Here is a 17820-nt window from a genome sequence, read left to right as displayed (position 1 = left end):
AATTGACTGGCAAGGGAACGAAACAGTAAGTAACAATGCTGCAAGGCACAGGAGGTACTTCGTACATATGACCGATTTTTCCAAAGTGATCGCAAGCGAACTCAAGCTCCGTCCGCAGCAGGTGACTGCCGTGACCGGGCTGCTCGATGAAGGCAATACGATCCCGTTCATCGCCCGCTACCGCAAAGAGATGACCGGAGAGCTGGATGAAAACCAGCTGCGCAGCATCCAGGAGCGGCTGCAAGCGCTGCGCAACCTCGCCGACCGCCGCGCTGAAGTGCACCGCCTGATCGATGAGCAGGAGAAGCTGACGCCGGAACTGGCGCAGGCGATCGAGCGCGCGAACAGCCTGACCGAGCTGGAGGACATCTACCGTCCTTATCGTCCGAAGCGCAAGACGCGGGCCAGCGTGGCGCGGGAAAAAGGGCTGGAACCCTTTGCCGAGTGGCTGGTCGAGGACGGGCGCGGCGACGTGCTACAGGAAGCGGCCCGCTATGTCGAGGCGGATCGCGGCGTCGCCAGCGCCGAGGAAGCGCTGCAGGGCGCGTTGGACATTTTCGCCGAGGACGTGGCGGACGCCGCGCCGACCCGGCAGAAGATCCGCGAGCTGACCCGCCGCAAAGGGGCGATCAAAAGCGCGGCGACTGGCAAAGGCGACGAAGAGCGCGACGTGTACGCGCAATATGCCGAGCATGAAGAACCGCTGGACAAGATCCCGCCGCACCGCGTGCTGGCGATGAACCGCGGCGAGAAGGAAGAGGCGCTGCGCATCTCGATCCTGGCGCCGGGCGGCGACATCCAGCGCGTGCTGGAGCAATCGCACCTGCCGAAGAAGCCGACGAACGCCAGCGAGCACCTGCGCCTCGCGCTCGAAGACAGCTACAAGCGCCTGATCGCCCCGTCGATCGAGCGGGAGATCCGCGCGATGCTGACCGAGGCGGCCGAAGAGCAGGCGATCAAAGTCTTCGCGCAAAATTTGAAAAATCTGCTCCTGCAGCCGCCGATCAAAGGCAAGACGGTGCTCGCCGTCGACCCGGCCTACCGCACCGGCTGCAAGGTCGCGGTGATCGACGAGACGGGCAAAGTCCTCGACATCGCCGTCACCTACCCGACCCCGCCGATGAACAAAGTCGAAGAGGCGAAGCGGATCTTCACAGGGCTGATCGACAAGCACGGCGTGGAGGTGATCACGATCGGCAACGGCACGGCGTCGCGCGAGACGGAAATGTTTGTCGCCGACCTGATCCAAGCGGTCAAAGCGAAGCATCCGGGCCTCGTCTATCTGATCGTCAGCGAGGCGGGCGCGTCCGTTTACTCGGCATCGAAGCTGGCCGGGGAGGAGTTCCCCGAGCTGGATGTGGCGGAGCGCTCGGCGATCTCGATCGGCCGCCGCCTGCAGGACCCGCTGGCCGAACTGGTCAAGATCGATCCGAAGTCGATCGGCGTCGGGCAGTACCAGCATGACGTCTCGCAAAAGCGGCTCGAGGAGCAGCTGACCGCCGTCGTCGAATCGGCGGTCAACTCGGTCGGCGTCGACTTGAACACGGCGTCGCCGTCCCTGCTCTCCTACATCTCCGGTCTGTCGGCGACCGTCGCGAAAAACGTGGTCCTGTACCGCGAGGAGGTCGGCAAGTTCACCGACCGCAAGCAGCTCGGCAAAGTGCCGCGTCTGGGCCCGAAAACGTACCAGCAGGCGGTTGGCTTCCTGCGCATCGCGGGCGGCAAAAATCCGCTCGACAACACGCCGATCCACCCGGAGTCGTATGAGGCGGCCAAGCAGCTTTTGCAGACGCTGGGCTTCAAAGTGGAGCACGTCGCCGACCCGCGCCGCAGGGAAGAGCTGAAGGCGAGCCTGCAGCAGCTGAATCTGGAACAGGCGGCGGAGCAGCTCGGGGTCGGCGTGCCGACCTTGCGCGACATCGCAGAAGCCTTGCAGAAGCCGGGCCGCGACCCGCGCGACGAGATGCCCAAACCGGTGTTCCGCACCGACGTGCTGAAAATGGAAGACCTGGTGCCGGGCATGATCCTCAAAGGCACGGTGCGCAACGTGGTCGATTTTGGCGCGTTTGTTGACATCGGCGTCAAGCAGGACGGGCTGGTGCACATCTCGGCGCTGGCCGACCGCTTTGTCAAACATCCGATGGACGTGGTGGCGATCGGCGATGTGCTCGACGTGAAAGTCCTGTCGGTCGACCTGAAAAAAGGGCGCATCGCCTTGACCGCAAAAGGGGTCAAAGCGGAAGTGGAAGCGCTTGGGATGTAAGCGTTGATTTGACACTGTTGCAACTTGCGTGAAATCTTCTCGTAACCATCGTGTAATGATCAAAAATTTTCTGATAACGGTTGACTTCATATTTGATTCATCGTACGATGGAGTTGACGGAATCACACCACTACTTTCCTATTGCGATGACCGCTGGTTTGGAAAAACTGACGGTCGGTTGCATCCGCCTCTGCGCCTTGTGCCAGGGGCGGTTTTTTATGCCCAAAAACGGGTCGAAAGTGTGCGTAAGACCCTGCAAAACGGAAGAGGATTCCTGTAAATGGCTATCAAAAAAGTTGTATGATTCGACAAATTAGCTTTAAACATAAAATGATAGTAAAGTCTTTATGGACAAATTAATTCTCCTATTGTATAATCTAAGCAGATAAGATAAAATAGAAATGGCAGGTGGATTGCAAATGTTTTCCCTTGGGCAGCGCATTCGAGAGTTGCGCATGAAGAAAGGAATCACCCAGATTGACCTGGCAAAAGGACTTTGCACACCGAGCATGATCTCCCAGATCGAGTCCGATCGGGCGCGGCCGTCGTACAAGATTCTTTTCGCAGTTGCAGAAAGGCTCGAGGTGCCGCTTGAGAAGCTGCTGTCAGATGTCGACCTGAATCTGGAGTATGTGAGCACCTACAAGATGGCGCGCGCGATGGTGGCGGCCAAAGAGCACAGTTCGGCGATCCCGCTGCTAAAAGAGCTGCTGGAGACGCCGCGCACCCAGATCTCGACGATGGACATCATGTTTGAGCTGGCCGACTGCTACCTCCACACCGGCCAGCTGCCCGAAGCGGAGAAGCTGTTCAACCAAGTGTACGAGCTGTCGATCCTCCGCCAGGACCACCAGCAACAGGCCCTCACCCTGAAAAACATCGGCCTCGTCGAATTCCGCCGCAAACGCTACCAGCTCGCCGCGTACCAGTGGCACAAGGGCCTGGAAGAAGCGGACAAGATGGAAGAGCAGGACGTATTTTTGAAGGCGAGCATTTTGTTTAATCTGGGGCTGGTGCACTCGAAGCTGGGCAACTTGACCGAAGCGCTCGATTATTATAATGGGGCGTCGGGCTTGTATGAGTCGGTGGGGAGTTTGTACGAGATCGGTCATGTCTACATGGGACTTGGGATGTCGTACAAACGTCTGAATGATCTGGAGAAAGCCTCGGACTATTCGGAGCGCGCCACAGCCATTTTTAATGGATTGGACAATGTGCTGATGACGGTCAAGCTCCAAGTGACGTGCGCAGTTCTTCAAGCAGACAAGGGAATGGTTGAAGAAGCGGAAGCGATGCTGGAGCAGGGGATCGCTAAACTCAAGGAACTGGGGCAGAAGGAAGAGATGGGGATGGCGATCGTCGAACTCGCAAAACTTCGATTGCAGCAGGGGGATTTGCAAAGAGCAGCGGAGCTGTGCCGTGATGCCCGCGGCTGGCTGCCCGAACTGCATATGTATCAAGGGTGGATCAATCGCATTCACGGACAGATCGCCAAAGCACGCAATCAGCGTGACGAAGCGATCCGCCGGTATCAGATGGCGGCTGACTGCTTCAAGCACATGGATGCGATCACCGAATGGGATGACACGATGTATGATCTTGCTGAGTTGTACCTCGAAGCGGACGATTACAAGCGCGCATTTGGCATCACGAAGGAAGTTCGGGGCTACAGCCGGCTGATATTAGAAGAGAGGGGTATTGTTCTATGAAGAAGTATGGAGTACTTGCCTTGCTGTTTGTCGCAATTTTCGCAACACAGGCAGTTGCAGGATCTGCTGCATCCGCCAAAATTTTTGATCCGGATCCCTTGGTTGTGAAACCGAACATTTTCGATCCAGATCCGTTGGCACAAACCAAGTAATCTTCCTTTCAACCCCTTATGGCTCGTTCCATATGGGGTTTTCGATTTTTTAGGCGGGATGTTGGGATGCCTGAATGGACAAAAAGGCCAGTCCTGATCGAATCTTGGACAGACCTTGGTTCAGCATATTTAACGCTTTTTTGCAGAGCTCCTCCTTGTTTACAGAAGCAGTGAGGATTCGCGCGGGGATTCTCTCGACCATCTGCGTCAGGTCATCAAGAAAAGATGCGTGATCAATCTGGTTAAGTTGAGTGTACTGGCAGGACGAATGAGCAAAAGATCCACTTTGTTCCAGTGGAAAATTCAGGTTGTGAGGTATTGTAACCAATTGCTGCTTTCTGTAGTCTAATCATTGGGAATGATTAGCAAAAAAGGAGCGACCACTCATGCAAGAACCGATCCACCGCTCTTGGCTGCGGATGCAGGCGGGGCGGTTGTATTATACGGCGCGACGGATGGGGCAGTGGTATCTGTCGGGGACGGCGTATGCGAGCGGGAAGGCGGATGCGGCGGCGTTTGCGGCTGTGCAGGCGGAGCATCGGACGCCGCTGTACCGGCAGCTGCGCAACGTGGAGATGTGGCTGCAGGAGAACAAGGTGCACAACTTGCGCCTCGCCGTGCCGAAGCTGGACGGGCTGGTGCTGCAGCCGGGGGAGACGATGAGCTATTGGAAGCTGATCGGCTCGCCGAGCAAGCGCAACGGCTACAAGCAAGGCATGGTGCTGCACGGCGGCGGCTTTCAGCCGGGATATGGCGGCGGGCTGTGCCAGCTGTCCAATCTGCTCTACTGGATCACGCTGCACACGCCGCTCACCGTCACCGAACGCTTTCGGCATCAATACGACGTGTTTCCGGACAGCAACCGCACACAGCCCTTTGGCAGTGGCGCTACTTGCGCCTACAACTATGTCGACCTGCAGATTCGCAACGACACCGATCAGACCTTCTGCCTGCACATCTACCTGACCGACACCGATCTCGTCGGCGAATGGCGCGCGAAGCGGCCGGCCGAAGTGACCTATCGCGTCTATGAAAAAGAGCATCGTTTCCAGCAGCACTACTGGGGCGGTTTTACCCGGCACAACCAGATCTGGCGCAAAGTATATGACCGGCAGGGGCGGGAGACCGGCGATGAATTTGTCACCGAAAATCACGCTTACATGATGTACAGCCCGCTATTGTCGCATGGAGAGGAGTCCGTAATATGAACTTGAAAAAAATTGCCCTGATCCTATCCCCTTTCCTCCTGATCCTGCTCATGGCGACGCCGCTCTATTTGAAAAGTTCGCTGTCCGCCCCGAAAGTGGTGGCAGCCACGCCAAAAGAGGCGATCCAGATTTTTATGGCGGCTGCTCAAAACAATGACGTCGACAGCGTCATCGGCATCGTGCGCGACGACGATTATGAAGGCGATTTCGCCTTTCAACGCACCGATTATGAACAAGGGATGCAAAACCAGACGGTCGTCGCGATGAACATCCTGTCCGAAACGAAGATCGACGCGAACACGGTCGAATACCTTTTGGAAATTGACTACAAAGAAAAATCGTCCTGTCCGGAACCGTCGATGCCCTTCAAAGTGGTGCGCGACGAGTCGAGTGCAGAGCCGAGCTGGAAAGTCTGGCTGCAAAACTGGTCGCGCGACTGCAGCAGCCCGAGCTCGCCAACTTACGGACAGCTCACCCTCGACCGCGGTACTCGCGCCGTCCCCGGCTTCTGGAAACAGGCGGAGCATCTGCTGAAAACGACGTTGAACCTCAAATAAAAAGAAGCAGGGCACACGCCTCTGCTTCACCACCTGCGACAAGCGACGTTCCGCGGCTTTTTGTTCGACAAAAATCCGGACGCCTGCCGGTGGACGTATTGACGCGCGAGCCGCTCAGCTAGGCCAGCGTGCTCAAATGCTTCGTATCGTTCATCACTTTTACCACCCGTTGCGGTTCCTGATGCACCAGCACATGAATCGCCGTATCGCCGGAGTGAAAATAGCAGGAGTTGATCGCCGGCATCCGCAAAAACGACTGGATCAGCGCCGAGATCATCCCGCCGTGCGACACGATGGCGATGCGTTCATGCTTCCCGGCACACGCCGTCACAATCTCCGACAGCACGCTTTCCGCCCGCATGCGGAACTGGAACCACGACTCGCCGTCTGCAAACGGCACATGCGGCAGCGCCGGGATCGGATGCAGGCGGTTGCCTTCTTCAAGCGGCAGTCCGGCCTGCTTGCCGTTGTTGATCTCCATCAGGTCGGGCAAGAACTGCAGCTCCACGCCCGTCGTCTCTGCCAGCACCGCTGCCGTCTGCTGCGCCCGCTGCAGCGTGCTGCTGAAGATGCGCTCCGGCATCAGTTCCGCCGCCACGCGCTCCGCCATCGCGGCTACCTGCCGGCGCCCCAGCCCGGTCAAGGAAAAATCGGCCCGCCCCTCATGTACGCCCAGCAGGTCGGCTTCCGACTCCCCGTGACGAATCAGCAAAATCTCCATTCCCAGATTCCCCCTCTTCTGTCGTGTGTGCACAAGCATATTAAAAAGAACCAAACTCCGCAAGCGAAAGTTTGGTTCCCTTTTCACATCACCCATTACCTGATGGTACCGGTATCGAGGTTCAGCACGACGCGCTCCGGCCCGACCAGTGACAGCTCGCGGCGGCAGCGCCATTTCTCTCCGGGCATCGTGCCTTCGATCGTGTGCCCATCTTCGATGAGATCTCCGTGGTCGAACAGATAGTGTGCAATGTTGTACAAGTGGCTGCCCACTTCATTCGGGTCGAGCCCGGCGAAGTGGCATTGCACATCGGGCAGCCCGTGCACCGCCAAGCCCAGCGTGTCGACGATCATTTCGCCGGGCCTTCCGTCGACATGGAAAAAGCGCAGCGAGACTGCGCCGTTCAACAGGTCTTTCGGCTCCAGTTCCTGTGACGCCAGGTAGTCGCCCGGCTCGGTCAACAGCTGGCTGAGCGGCCAGTACAGCGCTCTCGGCTTGGCGATCTCCATGACCGCCTGCACGATCTGATGAAACAGCTCCATCCGCGCTTTGTACGGCATCGCGATTGCCCACAGGTCGTGGATCAGCATCGTGTAGCGACAGCCTGCTAACGCTTCCCGCGCGCCTGTCCAGTGGAACGACTGGCCGAGCGCCGGAGCTAATTTATCAAAATTGGGCGGGCCTTCGACCAGATGCATCGCCGTTTGCACCGGCACTTGGCCGCCTTTGAATTCCACCGCATGATTGTGCAGGAAAAAAGCCAGCAGATCTGTGCTCTGCTCGCCGGTCTCCAGCGGTTCTACGATGCCGACGCGCGCTTTTAAGCTTTTGCGCAGCGCTTCCTGATCGAGCTCAGGCCGTTCGTCGAAGAAAAGTTCGACCTGATACGTTCGTGTCAATCCCGTGTCCATCATTCCAACTCCAGCAAAAGTTTCGTCTTTTTTCAACCTCTACAATAGCATAAGAACTCTTCACACAGGAGCGGGAAAGATTTACAATTAAAGGGGAAACGGAGGGAGCGCCTTATGTACACGCCGCCGCATTTTAAGATGGAAGATCTCGCGGAGATCCAAGCGTTTGTCAAAGCGCACTCCTTTGGCATTCTCTTCTCGCAGACTGAGCAGGGGCCGACCGGCACGCATCTGCCGTTTTACCTGGTCGAGCAGGAAGGGGAATATGGGGTGTTGTACGGACACATGGCCCGCGCCAACCCGCACTGGAAAAGCACCGCCAAGGACGTGCTGGTCGTCCTGGCCGGGCCGCACCACTACATTTCGCCGACCTGGTATCAGGAGCCGGGCAATGTGCCGACGTGGAATTACACCGCCGTGCACGTGTACGGACAGATCGAAATGTTCGAGGAGCGGGACGCGCTGTTGGAGCTGCTCGACCGCACGACCGACTTTTTTGAAGCGGGCATGGAGAAGCCGTGGAAGGTGGCGGAGAGCCAAGAGTATGCTGAGCGCATTCTCGGCGGCATCGTCGGCTTCAAGATCGTGATCACCAGGCTGGAAGGCAAGCAAAAACTCAATCAGAACAAATCCGCGCAGTTGCAGCAGAACGTCATTGCCGGGCTGCGCATGCAGGAGAACGGTCAGGCCCACGCGGTCGCCGGGCTGATGGAACAGCGGGCGGCCCAGAAAACGGCAAAGGAGTAACCTCCCATGAACAAGACGCTCATCGCCGAACTGAACCTGTTTCTGAAAAGGTATGAAGACGCCACCAACTCGCACGATTTCGCGCAGGTGGCGGAGTTGATCGCCGAAGACGCGATCTACTGGTTTACCGACAGCAGCTGTGAGGGCATCGCCGCGATCCGTGCCTATTTTGACCAAGGATGGGCGACGGTGAAGGAAGAAGTCTACAGCATCCGCGGCGTGCGCTGGATCGCCCAGAGCGACACGGTGTCGACCTGCACCTACGAGTTTTACTGGCAGGGCTACATCGAAGGCGTGCTGTGCGAAGGCGGCGGGCGGGGCACGAACGTGCTCGTCAAGCAGGGCGGACGCTGGCAGATCATCCATGAGCACTTGAGCATCGAGCAGAAGTAAGGGACTTGACCGCGACATAAACATCGTTCGCTCCTCGAAATGTATAGCACATTTCATTGTAGAGGAGGAACAGCGATGGAAGACTTCAACGTTCACTCGAGCCGTAACAATGAAATTCGATCAGACATCGACAGCAGCGCAAGCAGCAAAAGTTCAGTGGGGAGCACCGTCAAGTCCTGGGCGCTGACCCTGATCGTCCTCGCCGCCGTCGTCGGCATTGTGTTGTGGGCCGCAAGTTAAGGGCTGAATAGAGAAAAAGCAGGTGTGCCGGGATGGCGCACCTGCTTTTTTGGCGTTTTTTATGTTACATGGCACTCGCGCAAACTGCGCTCCACTTCCTGCTCCCGCACGGGTTCCGTCCAGCCGAGCAGGGGGGCCATGCGCTGCGAAACGAGGGTGATCAGCTCGCGCAGCTGCCGACCGCGGAAACGGCCGAGCTCGGTGCGGCGGCCGATGATGTCGTCGAGGTGGTTGGCCTGCTCGTGCTGCACCATGTAGGGAATCTCCGCTTCGAGCAAGGGCACGGACGGCACGAGGCGCTTCGCCGCGCCGCAGGAAAGCACGGCCTCCACACGGTCGCCGTAGCGGTGGAGCAGGGCGCGGGCGTCCGTTTCGGCCACGGCGTGGCGGTCGGTGAGGCGCTTGAGCTCGCTCTGCCACCACTTGGCGATGTCGGTGCCGGGGATCGACTTGGCGCCGTAGAGGGGGAGGCTGGCCGACAGCTCGTCGCGGCGCTGCCAGTCGCCGCCTACTCCGAGCTGCTCCCGGACGGTCGCCAGCACCCGCTCGGCCATCTTGCGGTAGGCGGTGAGCTTGCCCCCGGCGATGGTGATCAGGCCGGCCGGGGAGACCCAGATTTCGTCTTCACGGGAGACGTCTTTGGTGTCCTGCTTCTCCTCTTTGACCAAGGGGCGCACGCCCGACCAGATGCCGATCACGTCCTCCCCGGTCAAGTGCAGGTCGGGGCGCAGGCCGTTTGCGATGCTCAGCAGGTAGTCGATCTCGCCGCTCGGCACGACCGGGTGCTGCAGGTCGCCGTCGTAGCGCTGGTCGGTCGTGCCGACATAGGTGATGTCGCCTTTCGGGATCAGGAAGACGAGGCGGCCGTCTGGCGTTTGCACCGCCAAGGCGTGCGGGAGCGGCAAGCGTTCTGCATCGAACGACAGGTGAATTCCCCGGCTGTGCGTGACGCGGGAAGACGCGCTGTTAGGGGCGCGGGCGAGCGTGCGGCCATCAGAGGCGGGCGTGTTGTCGTCGGGGAGGAGTCTGTCGTTCTGGCGCGAGGCGGCAACTTGCTGCCCGCCCGAATGTTGCGACAGTTCCCCCGGTGCCGCTTCCAGCGCCAAGACGTGTTCAATCCACGGCCCGGCCGCGTTGACCACGGCGCGTCCGCTGACGACGATCGGCTGGCCGGTCACCCGGTCGTAGCCGACGACGCCGCAAAGCTTGCCGTCAGCTGTGAGCAGTTGTTGCACCGGGCAATCGTTCAGCGCAACCGCGCCCCACTCCGCTGCGCTCTGCAGCGTCGCCAGCGTCAGGCGGGCGTCGTCGGTGACGTATTCGTGGTAGAGCACGCCGCCTTGCAGCCCTTGCGGAGCCAGTTGCGGGTGGGTCTGGAGCAGCTCGGCTGCGGACAGCACTTGGCGCCGCTCCGCTTTCGCCACTCCGGCCAGACGGTCGTAGAGCCAGATCGCCGTCGACATCGCCAGTTTGCCGTGCTGCATGCCTTGGTAGATCGGGAGCAGAAACGGCACCGGTTCGACCAGATGCGGGGCGAGGCGGCGCAGCACCGCACGCTCGGTGCCGGCTTCGCGCACGAGGCGCACATGGCCTTGGGCCAGATAGCGCAGTCCGCCGTGGATCAGCTTGGTCGAGCGCGAAGAGGTGCCGGCCGCAAAATCGGCCGCTTCCAGCACCGCCACGCGCAGTCCGGCCAGCGCGGCTTCGCGGGCGATGCCCGCCCCGGTGATCCCGCCGCCGATGATGATCAGATCAAACACGTCTTGCCGCAGCCGCCCGACCCAATAGGAGCGGGGACGGCCCATCCAGCCGCTTTCCGTCATGTGCGTTCACCTCACCTTTTCAACAGGTATATGTAAAATTTTATAAAAAGAGCAGGAGCCCGTAAAGGGCTCCTGCTCTCTGTACGATTAAGATGCGCGACTGTCGTGGTGTTTCTCCAGACACGGAACCAGTTTGATGGGTTCTTGCGCGCGGACTTTTTCTGCACCGTCCGTTTGCTTAAAGACGTAGCGCACCAAAAGCCAAACGCCCGCAAAGATTACCCCCATGAAAAAAGCTTCCGCAAGAAACATCCCTATACTGCCCAAGCAACTTCACCTCATCGTAAGTAGTTTTTCTTCTACTTTAAAGATACGCGATAACGCGCGAAAATAAAATGGGTATTTTGTGCCTTTTGCGCCCGTCAGGTATAATAAGGAACATGCAAAATAAGGGCGGTGTGACGATGCGAATCCACGAACTCGGAGAATTTGGGCTGATCGACCGGCTGGTTGCCCGTTTGGGCGAGCCGGATGAGAGCGTTGTGGTCGGCATCGGCGATGATGCTGCTGTTGTACAATATGCACCTGACATGCAGGTGGTGACAACGACCGACATGCTGGTCGAAGGCGTGCATTTCCGCCGCGACACGATCGACGACCGCTCGCTCGGCTACAAGTCGCTCGCCGTCTCGATCTCCGACATCGCGGCGATGGGCGGCCGGGCCAAACATGCGGTGCTGTCGCTGGCCATCCCCGCCGACCTCGACGTGGAGCGGCTGGAAGAGCTGTACATAGGTGTGCAGGAGATTTGCACAGAATATGGAACACATGTCGTCGGCGGCGATGTGGTGAATACGGCCGGTCCGTTTGTGATCTCGGTGACAGTGCTGGGCGAAGTGGAAGCAGGCAAGGCGCTGCTCCGCTCCGGTGCCCGACCTGGCGACTTGATCTATCTGACCGGCACGGTCGGCGGTTCGGCAGCCGGGCTGGAATGGCTGGAGCAGGGGCAAGGGCTGGCTCTTTCCGAGCAGCAGCGACAGGACCTGCTGCGCTTCCATCAGCGTCCGGCCCCGCAAGTGCAAGGCGGGCGGATCTTGCTGCATTCGGGCGCCTGCACGTCTGCGAACGATGTGTCGGACGGCGTGGCGAGCGAGCTGAACGAGATCGCCAAGATGAGTGGCGTGCAGTTGGTCGTGAATGCTGAGCAGATTCCGGTGCATGACAGCGTGCGCGCCTATGCGGACTTGCGCGGGCTTGATCCGCTGCAATGGGCGCTGTTCGGCGGCGAGGATTATCAGCTGATCGGCACGATCGAGGCGGCCAAGCGGGCGCAGCTCGAAGCCCTTTTTGCCACAGCGGGCCTGACGTTGACCTTCATCGGACAGGTCGAGGCCGGCAGCGGCGTGGTGCTGGTGCAGGACGGAGCACGCCGCGAGCTGCGGGCGAAGGGATTTAACCATTTTGGGAGTTGACATGATGCTGACCTATCACACGCGATCGGTGGATGAGACGCAGGCGGTGGCGAAGGCGCTCGGAGCGATTGTGCAACCGGGCGATCTGCTGTGCCTGACGGGCGATCTGGGCGCGGGCAAGACCACGTTTACCCAGGGCCTGGCCCGGGGTCTTGGCGTGGAAGAGCCCGTCTCGTCGCCGACGTTCACGATCATCAAGGAATATGACGAGGGGCGCATCCCTCTGTATCATATGGACATTTACCGCCTCGGCGAGTCGGCGGCGGAAGAAGACCTGGGTTTTGACGAGTACTTTTTTGGCGAGGGCGTATCGGTGGTGGAATGGGCGGAGTGGCTGCAGGAAGTGCTGCCGGAAGACCGCCTGCAGGTGACTGTGCACAACCTGACCCCGACCGACCGCGAGATCAGCTTCGCGGCGACCGGCCCTCGCGCGGAAGCAAGGCTAAAGGAGTTGGAGAAGACGTGCCCTACCTCGCGATAGATACGGCAACACAGACGTTAAGCGTAGCGGTTGGCGAACGCGGCAAGCTGCTCGGCGAAGCGACGACGCAGCTTTCGAAGAATCATTCGGTGAAGATGATGCCTCTGCTCGAAGGACTGATGAGCAACCTCGACCTCGCGCCGGAGACGTTGCAAGGCATCGTCGTCGGGCGCGGGCCCGGTTCGTATACGGGCGTGCGCATCGCAGTCACGGCAGCGAAAGCGTTTGCGATGGCGCTGCAGATCCCGCTGCTCGGCGTGTCGTCGCTGGACGGGCTGGCCCGGCACGGGGCGATGAGCGATGCGCTGATCGTGCCGATGTTCGATGCGCGCCGCAAGCAGGCGTACACGGCGTTTTATGAGCTGCAAAACGGCGAGCTGGTCAAGATCACCGACGACCAGCTGCTGGTGCTCGACGATCTGATCAAAGCGATCAACTCGCGGATGGTGGTGCGCCGCTTGGACAAGCGCCCGGTGAAGGTGCTCCTGCTCGGCGACGGGGCGCAGCAGCATCGCGAGGAGCTGCGGGAACGGCTCGGGGAAAAAGCGCAGTTTGCGCCGAGCCCAAGCCATGATTTTGTGCGGGCGGCACATTTGCTGGAAGTGGGCATTCCGCTGCTCGAAGCGGGCGAGGCGCATGATGCGGCGACGTTTGCGCCGGAGTATTTGCAGCTGGTCGAAGCGGAGAAAAAATGGCTGGAAGCGCAGGAAGCGGGAGGGAAGACGGAGTGACAGACCCGCTTGCATACCGGAAGATGGTCGTGGAAGACCTCGACCGGGTGATGGAGATTGAGCACCGGTCCTTTACGCTGCCGTGGTCGCGCGAGGCGTATGCGGCGGAGCTTACCAACAACCATTTTGCCAAATATCTGGTGGTGACGCTGGAGGGGGAAGTGGTCGGCTATGCCGGGATGTGGGTGATCTTGGACGAAGCGCACATCACGAACATCGCGATCGACCCGACGGTGCGCGGACGGCGCTTGGGCGAGCAGTTGATGCGCGAGATGATGGCATTGAGCATGGCGCACGGAGCGGAGCGGATGACGCTTGAAGTGCGCGTTTCGAACGTGCCTGCACAGAAGCTGTACGACCGCCTCGGCTTCCAGAGCTACGGCATCCGCAAAGGCTATTACACGGACAACAACGAAGACGCGCTGATCATGTGGGCGGAACTGCCGCATGCAGGCGCGGCTGCGGGAATGGAGTAGATCGCGGATGAGCTTTGTGCAGAGAATCCGAAGCAAATACGAAAGCGACCGCGCGGCCGGCAAGCCGGTGGTGATCTTGGGGATCGAGACGAGCTGTGACGAGACGTCGGCGGCGGTGATCCGGGACGGCGAGGAGATCTTGTCGAACGTGATCGCCTCACAGATCGAGATCCACAAGCGCTTCGGCGGCGTGGTGCCGGAAGTGGCGTCGCGCAAGCATGTGGAGAGCATCAATGGCGTGGTGGAAGAAGCGCTGGAGCGGGCAGGCGTGACGCTTAACGACCTGTCTGCCGTCGCGGTGACGTACGGGCCGGGTCTGGTCGGGGCGCTGCTGACCGGCGTGGCGTTCGCCAAAGGGCTGTGCTGGGCGAAAGGCATCCCGATGATCGGGGTGCAGCATATCGCGGGGCACATTTACGCCAACTTTTTGTCGGGCGGGATGGAGCCGCCGCTGATCGCCCTGGTCGTGTCGGGTGGGCACACGGAGCTCGTGCACATGCCGGCGCACGGCGAGTTTACGTTCCTCGGCCGCACGCGCGACGATGCGGCAGGCGAGGCGTATGACAAGATCGCCCGTTCCATGGGCCTCGACTACCCGGGCGGCCCGCGGATCGACCGGCTGGCGCAGGAAGGCAACCCGGAAGCCTACCCGTTCCCGCGGGCGTGGATCGATGACGAGTCGATGGACTTTTCCTTCTCGGGACTGAAGTCTGCGGTGATCAACACCTTGCACAATGCTGAGCAGCGCGGTGAAGAGATCGTGCAGGCCGACATCGCCGCCTCGTTCCAAGCGGCGGTGGTGGACGTGCTGGTGGAGAAGACGGTGCGTGCGGTAAATCAGACGGGGGTGCGTAACGTGGTCGTGGCAGGCGGCGTCGCCGCCAACAAAGGCCTGCGCGCGCGCCTGACGGAGCGTGCCGGGCAGGAGGGGTTCCATGTGCATTTCCCTTCGCTCGACCTCTGCACGGACAATGCGGCAATGATCGCGGCGGCGGCGTTCCCGCTGTATGATGCCGGAAAGTTCCATGATCTTGATCTCAACGCCATCGCCAGCTTGAGCCTGACGAAGTGGGCGGATGCGAAGACGATCGAAAGTGTTTGAAGGCGGACGTGAAGTTCCGCCTTTTTTCTTGGTTTGTGGACGCGAATACTTGGAAAATCTTATAATAGCGGTATGAGAGATTCTAGGAGTTGATAACATGATTACGCAGTATCATGTGCAAAACTTTAAGCAACTCATTGACGTCCAAGCCGATTTTTCGAACATGAATGTGATCATTGGGCCAAATGGGGCAGGTAAATCATCATTGTTGCAGAGTATAGACTTTTTGAAAGCGTTCACTTCTCCTGCTTTCGATTATTATCTGGAAACGCGAGCAATTGATTTCAAGAACATCTTCAATAAGACGTCCAAGAAATCAGTTACTTGGGATATCATCGTTCGTCTTGTTGAGGACGAAGTAGAATATGAGTACAACTACTATGTCAAGATTTCTCCATTAAAAAGAATAGTAGAGCGTCTGAGAGTCAGCACCAATGGCGGCAAAATGGAGCGAATCTTCACTCGAAAAGGGCGAGAAGTGACCTTTCATTCAAGAGAGGATCTTACGAGCAGTTTTTATTCGCCCAACACTGGTGTATTAGCAAGTATTGAAGATGAAGATGGGGACGATTTTCCAGATCTCGTAAGGTTTAAGAATTTCATTACGGGGATCCAGACTTATTTGATTTGGGATCCTGCTCTGCTTCGGAAACGATCCAGAGGTGAACCTGACTCTTTAGGCCCGAACGGTCAGCATTTGGCGTCAGTCTTGGATGAGATGAAAAAGCATCATGAGGTACAATTTAAAAAAATGGTACGGAAATTACAAAAGTTTTTGCCCTCCCTTGAGGATATCTCGATCAAGGGGAGCAGAGGCGGATACAAAGAGATCATGTTGCATGAGTGGGATGAGCGTGGAACTTTGCAATTCAATAGCCAGCAAATCAGTGATGGAACCCTGCGCCTGATTGCGATGGCTTATTTGCGATATGGGAAACGAGCCCATTCTGTTGTATCGTTCGAAGAGCCTGAGAACGGGGTGCATCCGCCGATTCTTCGCGCAGCTGTTCAATTGATTCGGGAAGTCACCCAGCTCAAGCCGAAATTGCGTAGTCAAGTATTTATGACAACTCACAGTCCTTATGTCTTAGATATCCTAAAAGAAAACACGGACTCCATCTTTGTCATGGAAAAAGGTTCAGCAGGCAGTGGTTCCAAATTATCGCGAATTTCGGAAGAACATTTGGAGACAGCGAAATTGCTATTCGATAATTCACTGGGGAATCTCTGGTTTTCCGATTTCTTGCACCGTCAGGGGGATGAGGCGGAATGAAGGTGGCTTTTCTCGGAGAAGGTGAGATAGATGATATTTTGCTTCCGCCGCTCATCACGACAATAGCGAAAAACAAAGCGGATGTGCAGTGGCCGTTGCACTTTAGTGCTGATATTCGAAAGAATGTTGGCTTTGGCATGGGGTTTGGTGAAGTGAAGGTAGCAGTTCGTAAACTGGTCGAGGCGTTAGATGCCGATCCGGCAGCATTTCGCAAAAATTTTGACTATGTTATCGTTTTGCTGGATGGTGCACGGACGACAGAGGCGCAGAATGAAATTCGAGAGTTGATAGAGGGAAAGAATGAGTTTATCTTCGGGCTTGCGATCAAAGAGGTCGAGGCTTGGATTCTTGCAGATCGGGATCATGTGATTGAGTGGCTGGGGATTGGAAGGCGAGATTGTCCTACTTGCCGCTTTTGGCAGGCGGGTTATTCACCGGAGCGGGATCCTGATCCTAAAGAAACACTAACACAACTTTTGCAAGCTTCGGACAGCGACTATGATGTATGGTGTTCTGGGGCAGCAGAAGAATTTGTGGACGAGTATTGGAAGGGAACGTTTTTGCCGGATGATCGGATTGAGATGAGAGATTGGTCAGGAAAAGCAGACTTGCAAACGATGGCGGAACGGTGTCCGTATGGATATCGGCCGTTTGAAGAGGAAATTCTTCGTATGTTAGGTAGATTGTGAGTTGAGCTTATAAATAGCCCTTTTCATTTGAACATATCCCTGTCAAGTATATGGCGGGTAAAAACCGGCCTTTGAGTTAGGCACAGACCTGAGTTCGATATTCCACCCGGACTCAGGTAATTTTATTTCCACAATCGATGATGGTTGTAAGATTGAACATCACTGGAAATTGGTACAGCCGCTGGCCGTTGAACATCAGTTTGGCAGATTGCCCATTTTACATGTAGCTGCTTAGATCGAACTTTTGATGAAATCAGTCACGTAGTTGAACAGAAAATTCGTGCGATCTTAGACAAATCTTGAACCGCAAAAGTTTAATAAATAGCCAGTTTGAGTCATAGTGCCCCTTGGGACTTTGCTGTAAGATCATCAACGGATGAACGTACACATGAAGTTTGAGAGGGGTAGTTTTATGTTTCGGCGGATCAATCGGAAGTTTCATCGGATCGCAGGGCTGGTCGTCAGCCTGTTTCTGATCATGTGGGCAGTGACCGGGTTTTTGCTGTTGAATGTGCCGTGGTATCAGGAAGCGGCGACCGACCTGAAAGTGACGCAGATTCCGGTGGCAGCTCAGCCGGCCGATTACACGATCGCTTATGTGGGAGAGCAATTGGTGAAGAGCGGTGAGTACAGATGGGAAGAGATACAGTCGATCTCCAAATCGGGAGACATGTTCAAAGTCTATGTGAAACGCGACCCAATTCTCCGGCTCACCATCGATCAGGAAGGACAGATCAAAGCGCTGAAACAAGACCCGATCTTAGACTTTTTCTACGGATTGCACGTCGGGGAATGGGAAGACTTGAACTATGTCACCGTGTTGGAAGTGGTGTCGATCTTGACCTTGCTGCTGGTGCTTACCGGATATGTCTATTTTCTGCCACGAAAAAGGAAGCCATCAGCCAAATGAATCGCATGCTAGCACAAAGTCC

Annotated in this window: 19 protein-coding genes; 16 read left to right on the top strand and 3 right to left on the bottom strand. The window is 57.6% G+C overall.

Features of this window, described 5'->3' with window-relative positions:
* The first annotated feature begins 67 nt into the window (after positions 1 to 67).
* The 5 genes from EV586_RS11220 to EV586_RS11205 all read left to right on the top strand — a co-directional run bounded on the left by EV586_RS11220 (position 68) and on the right by EV586_RS11205 (position 5889).
* On the top strand, positions 68 to 2263 hold the full coding sequence (locus tag EV586_RS11220; RefSeq protein ID WP_132945180.1) for a Tex family protein: 2196 nt from the start codon (positions 68 to 70) through the stop codon (positions 2261 to 2263).
* 419 nt (positions 2264 to 2682) lie between these two features.
* Positions 2683 to 3972, top strand: a complete 1290-nt coding sequence (locus EV586_RS11215; RefSeq protein ID WP_165898539.1) for a tetratricopeptide repeat protein — start codon at positions 2683 to 2685, stop codon at positions 3970 to 3972.
* Positions 3969 to 4124, top strand: coding sequence for a hypothetical protein (locus EV586_RS21115; protein WP_165898538.1), 156 nt, complete (start codon positions 3969 to 3971; stop codon positions 4122 to 4124). The genes EV586_RS11215 and EV586_RS21115 overlap by 4 nt, the downstream gene beginning before the upstream one ends.
* A 386-nt stretch (positions 4125 to 4510) precedes the next feature.
* Positions 4511 to 5332: a VanW family protein gene (locus EV586_RS11210; RefSeq protein WP_132945178.1), complete on the top strand. Its 822-nt coding sequence runs from the start codon at positions 4511 to 4513 to the stop codon at positions 5330 to 5332.
* Entirely contained in the window at positions 5329 to 5889 is a 561-nt protein-coding gene (locus EV586_RS11205) for a hypothetical protein (RefSeq protein WP_132945177.1), read from the top strand. Before EV586_RS11210 ends, EV586_RS11205 begins: the two co-directional genes overlap by 4 nt.
* A 118-nt stretch (positions 5890 to 6007) precedes the next feature.
* Here the strand turns inward: EV586_RS11205 and EV586_RS11200 are convergent, their stop codons facing one another.
* Together EV586_RS11200 and EV586_RS11195 are read right to left on the bottom strand one after the other, a co-directional pair.
* A complete protein-coding gene (locus EV586_RS11200) occupies positions 6008 to 6610 on the bottom strand; it encodes a histidine phosphatase family protein (protein WP_132945176.1) in 603 nt (200 codons plus the stop codon).
* A 95-nt stretch (positions 6611 to 6705) separates the two neighbouring features.
* Complete coding sequence (locus EV586_RS11195) at positions 6706 to 7521, bottom strand: DUF4261 domain-containing protein (protein ID WP_165898537.1); 816 nt, start codon at positions 7519 to 7521, stop codon at positions 6706 to 6708.
* Positions 7522 to 7635: 114 nt separating this feature from the next.
* Here EV586_RS11195 and EV586_RS11190 point away from each other — a divergent pair, with 114 nt between their 5' ends.
* From EV586_RS11190 to EV586_RS21110, 3 genes are all read left to right on the top strand, one after another.
* Entirely contained in the window at positions 7636 to 8268 is a 633-nt protein-coding gene (locus EV586_RS11190) for an FMN-binding negative transcriptional regulator (RefSeq protein ID WP_132945174.1), read from the top strand.
* A gap of 6 nt (positions 8269 to 8274) precedes the next feature.
* A complete protein-coding gene (locus tag EV586_RS11185; protein WP_165898536.1) occupies positions 8275 to 8661 on the top strand; it encodes a YybH family protein in 387 nt (128 codons plus the stop codon).
* 75 nt (positions 8662 to 8736) lie between these two features.
* The gene (locus EV586_RS21110) at positions 8737 to 8901 is read left to right on the top strand and encodes a hypothetical protein (RefSeq protein WP_165898535.1); all 165 of its coding nucleotides are present in this window, start codon (positions 8737 to 8739) and stop codon (positions 8899 to 8901) included.
* A 59-nt stretch (positions 8902 to 8960) separates the two neighbouring features.
* Here the strand turns inward: EV586_RS21110 and EV586_RS11180 are convergent, their stop codons facing one another.
* Positions 8961 to 10724, bottom strand: coding sequence for a glycerol-3-phosphate dehydrogenase/oxidase (locus EV586_RS11180; RefSeq protein ID WP_132945173.1), 1764 nt, complete (start codon positions 10722 to 10724; stop codon positions 8961 to 8963).
* A gap of 404 nt (positions 10725 to 11128) precedes the next feature.
* On the opposite strand from EV586_RS11180, the gene thiL reads away from it, so the two are divergent.
* The 8 genes from thiL to EV586_RS11140 all read left to right on the top strand — a co-directional run bounded on the left by thiL (position 11129) and on the right by EV586_RS11140 (position 17798).
* Complete coding sequence (gene thiL, locus EV586_RS11175; protein ID WP_132945172.1) at positions 11129 to 12136, top strand: thiamine-phosphate kinase; 1008 nt, start codon at positions 11129 to 11131, stop codon at positions 12134 to 12136.
* Positions 12137 to 12140: 4 nt separating this feature from the next.
* Positions 12141 to 12617, top strand: a complete 477-nt coding sequence (tsaE, locus tag EV586_RS11170; protein WP_243653013.1) for a tRNA (adenosine(37)-N6)-threonylcarbamoyltransferase complex ATPase subunit type 1 TsaE — start codon at positions 12141 to 12143, stop codon at positions 12615 to 12617.
* Positions 12599 to 13348, top strand: a complete 750-nt coding sequence (tsaB, locus tag EV586_RS11165) for a tRNA (adenosine(37)-N6)-threonylcarbamoyltransferase complex dimerization subunit type 1 TsaB (RefSeq protein ID WP_132945170.1) — start codon at positions 12599 to 12601, stop codon at positions 13346 to 13348. The genes tsaE and tsaB overlap by 19 nt, the downstream gene beginning before the upstream one ends.
* A gap of 23 nt (positions 13349 to 13371) precedes the next feature.
* The gene (rimI, locus tag EV586_RS11160) at positions 13372 to 13824 is read left to right on the top strand and encodes a ribosomal protein S18-alanine N-acetyltransferase (RefSeq protein WP_243653023.1); all 453 of its coding nucleotides are present in this window, start codon (positions 13372 to 13374) and stop codon (positions 13822 to 13824) included.
* Between the two features lie 7 nt (positions 13825 to 13831).
* A complete protein-coding gene (tsaD, locus tag EV586_RS11155) occupies positions 13832 to 14926 on the top strand; it encodes a tRNA (adenosine(37)-N6)-threonylcarbamoyltransferase complex transferase subunit TsaD (RefSeq protein ID WP_132945168.1) in 1095 nt (364 codons plus the stop codon).
* A gap of 97 nt (positions 14927 to 15023) precedes the next feature.
* Positions 15024 to 16199 (top strand): AAA family ATPase, encoded by a 1176-nt coding sequence (locus EV586_RS11150; RefSeq protein ID WP_132945167.1) that lies wholly within the window; start codon positions 15024 to 15026, stop codon positions 16197 to 16199.
* Positions 16196 to 16888: a hypothetical protein gene (locus tag EV586_RS11145; protein ID WP_132945166.1), complete on the top strand. Its 693-nt coding sequence runs from the start codon at positions 16196 to 16198 to the stop codon at positions 16886 to 16888. Before EV586_RS11150 ends, EV586_RS11145 begins: the two co-directional genes overlap by 4 nt.
* Positions 16889 to 17300: 412 nt before the next feature.
* Positions 17301 to 17798 (top strand): PepSY-associated TM helix domain-containing protein, encoded by a 498-nt coding sequence (locus EV586_RS11140; RefSeq protein WP_132945165.1) that lies wholly within the window; start codon positions 17301 to 17303, stop codon positions 17796 to 17798.
* Positions 17799 to 17820 lie beyond the last annotated feature (22 nt).

The sequence above is a fragment of the Tumebacillus sp. BK434 genome, assembly GCF_004340785.1.
Lineage (GTDB): Bacteria > Bacillota > Bacilli > Tumebacillales > Tumebacillaceae > Tumebacillus_A.
Note: the sequence above shows the minus strand (reverse complement) of the source record. Positions and strands in the feature narration are given on the sequence as shown.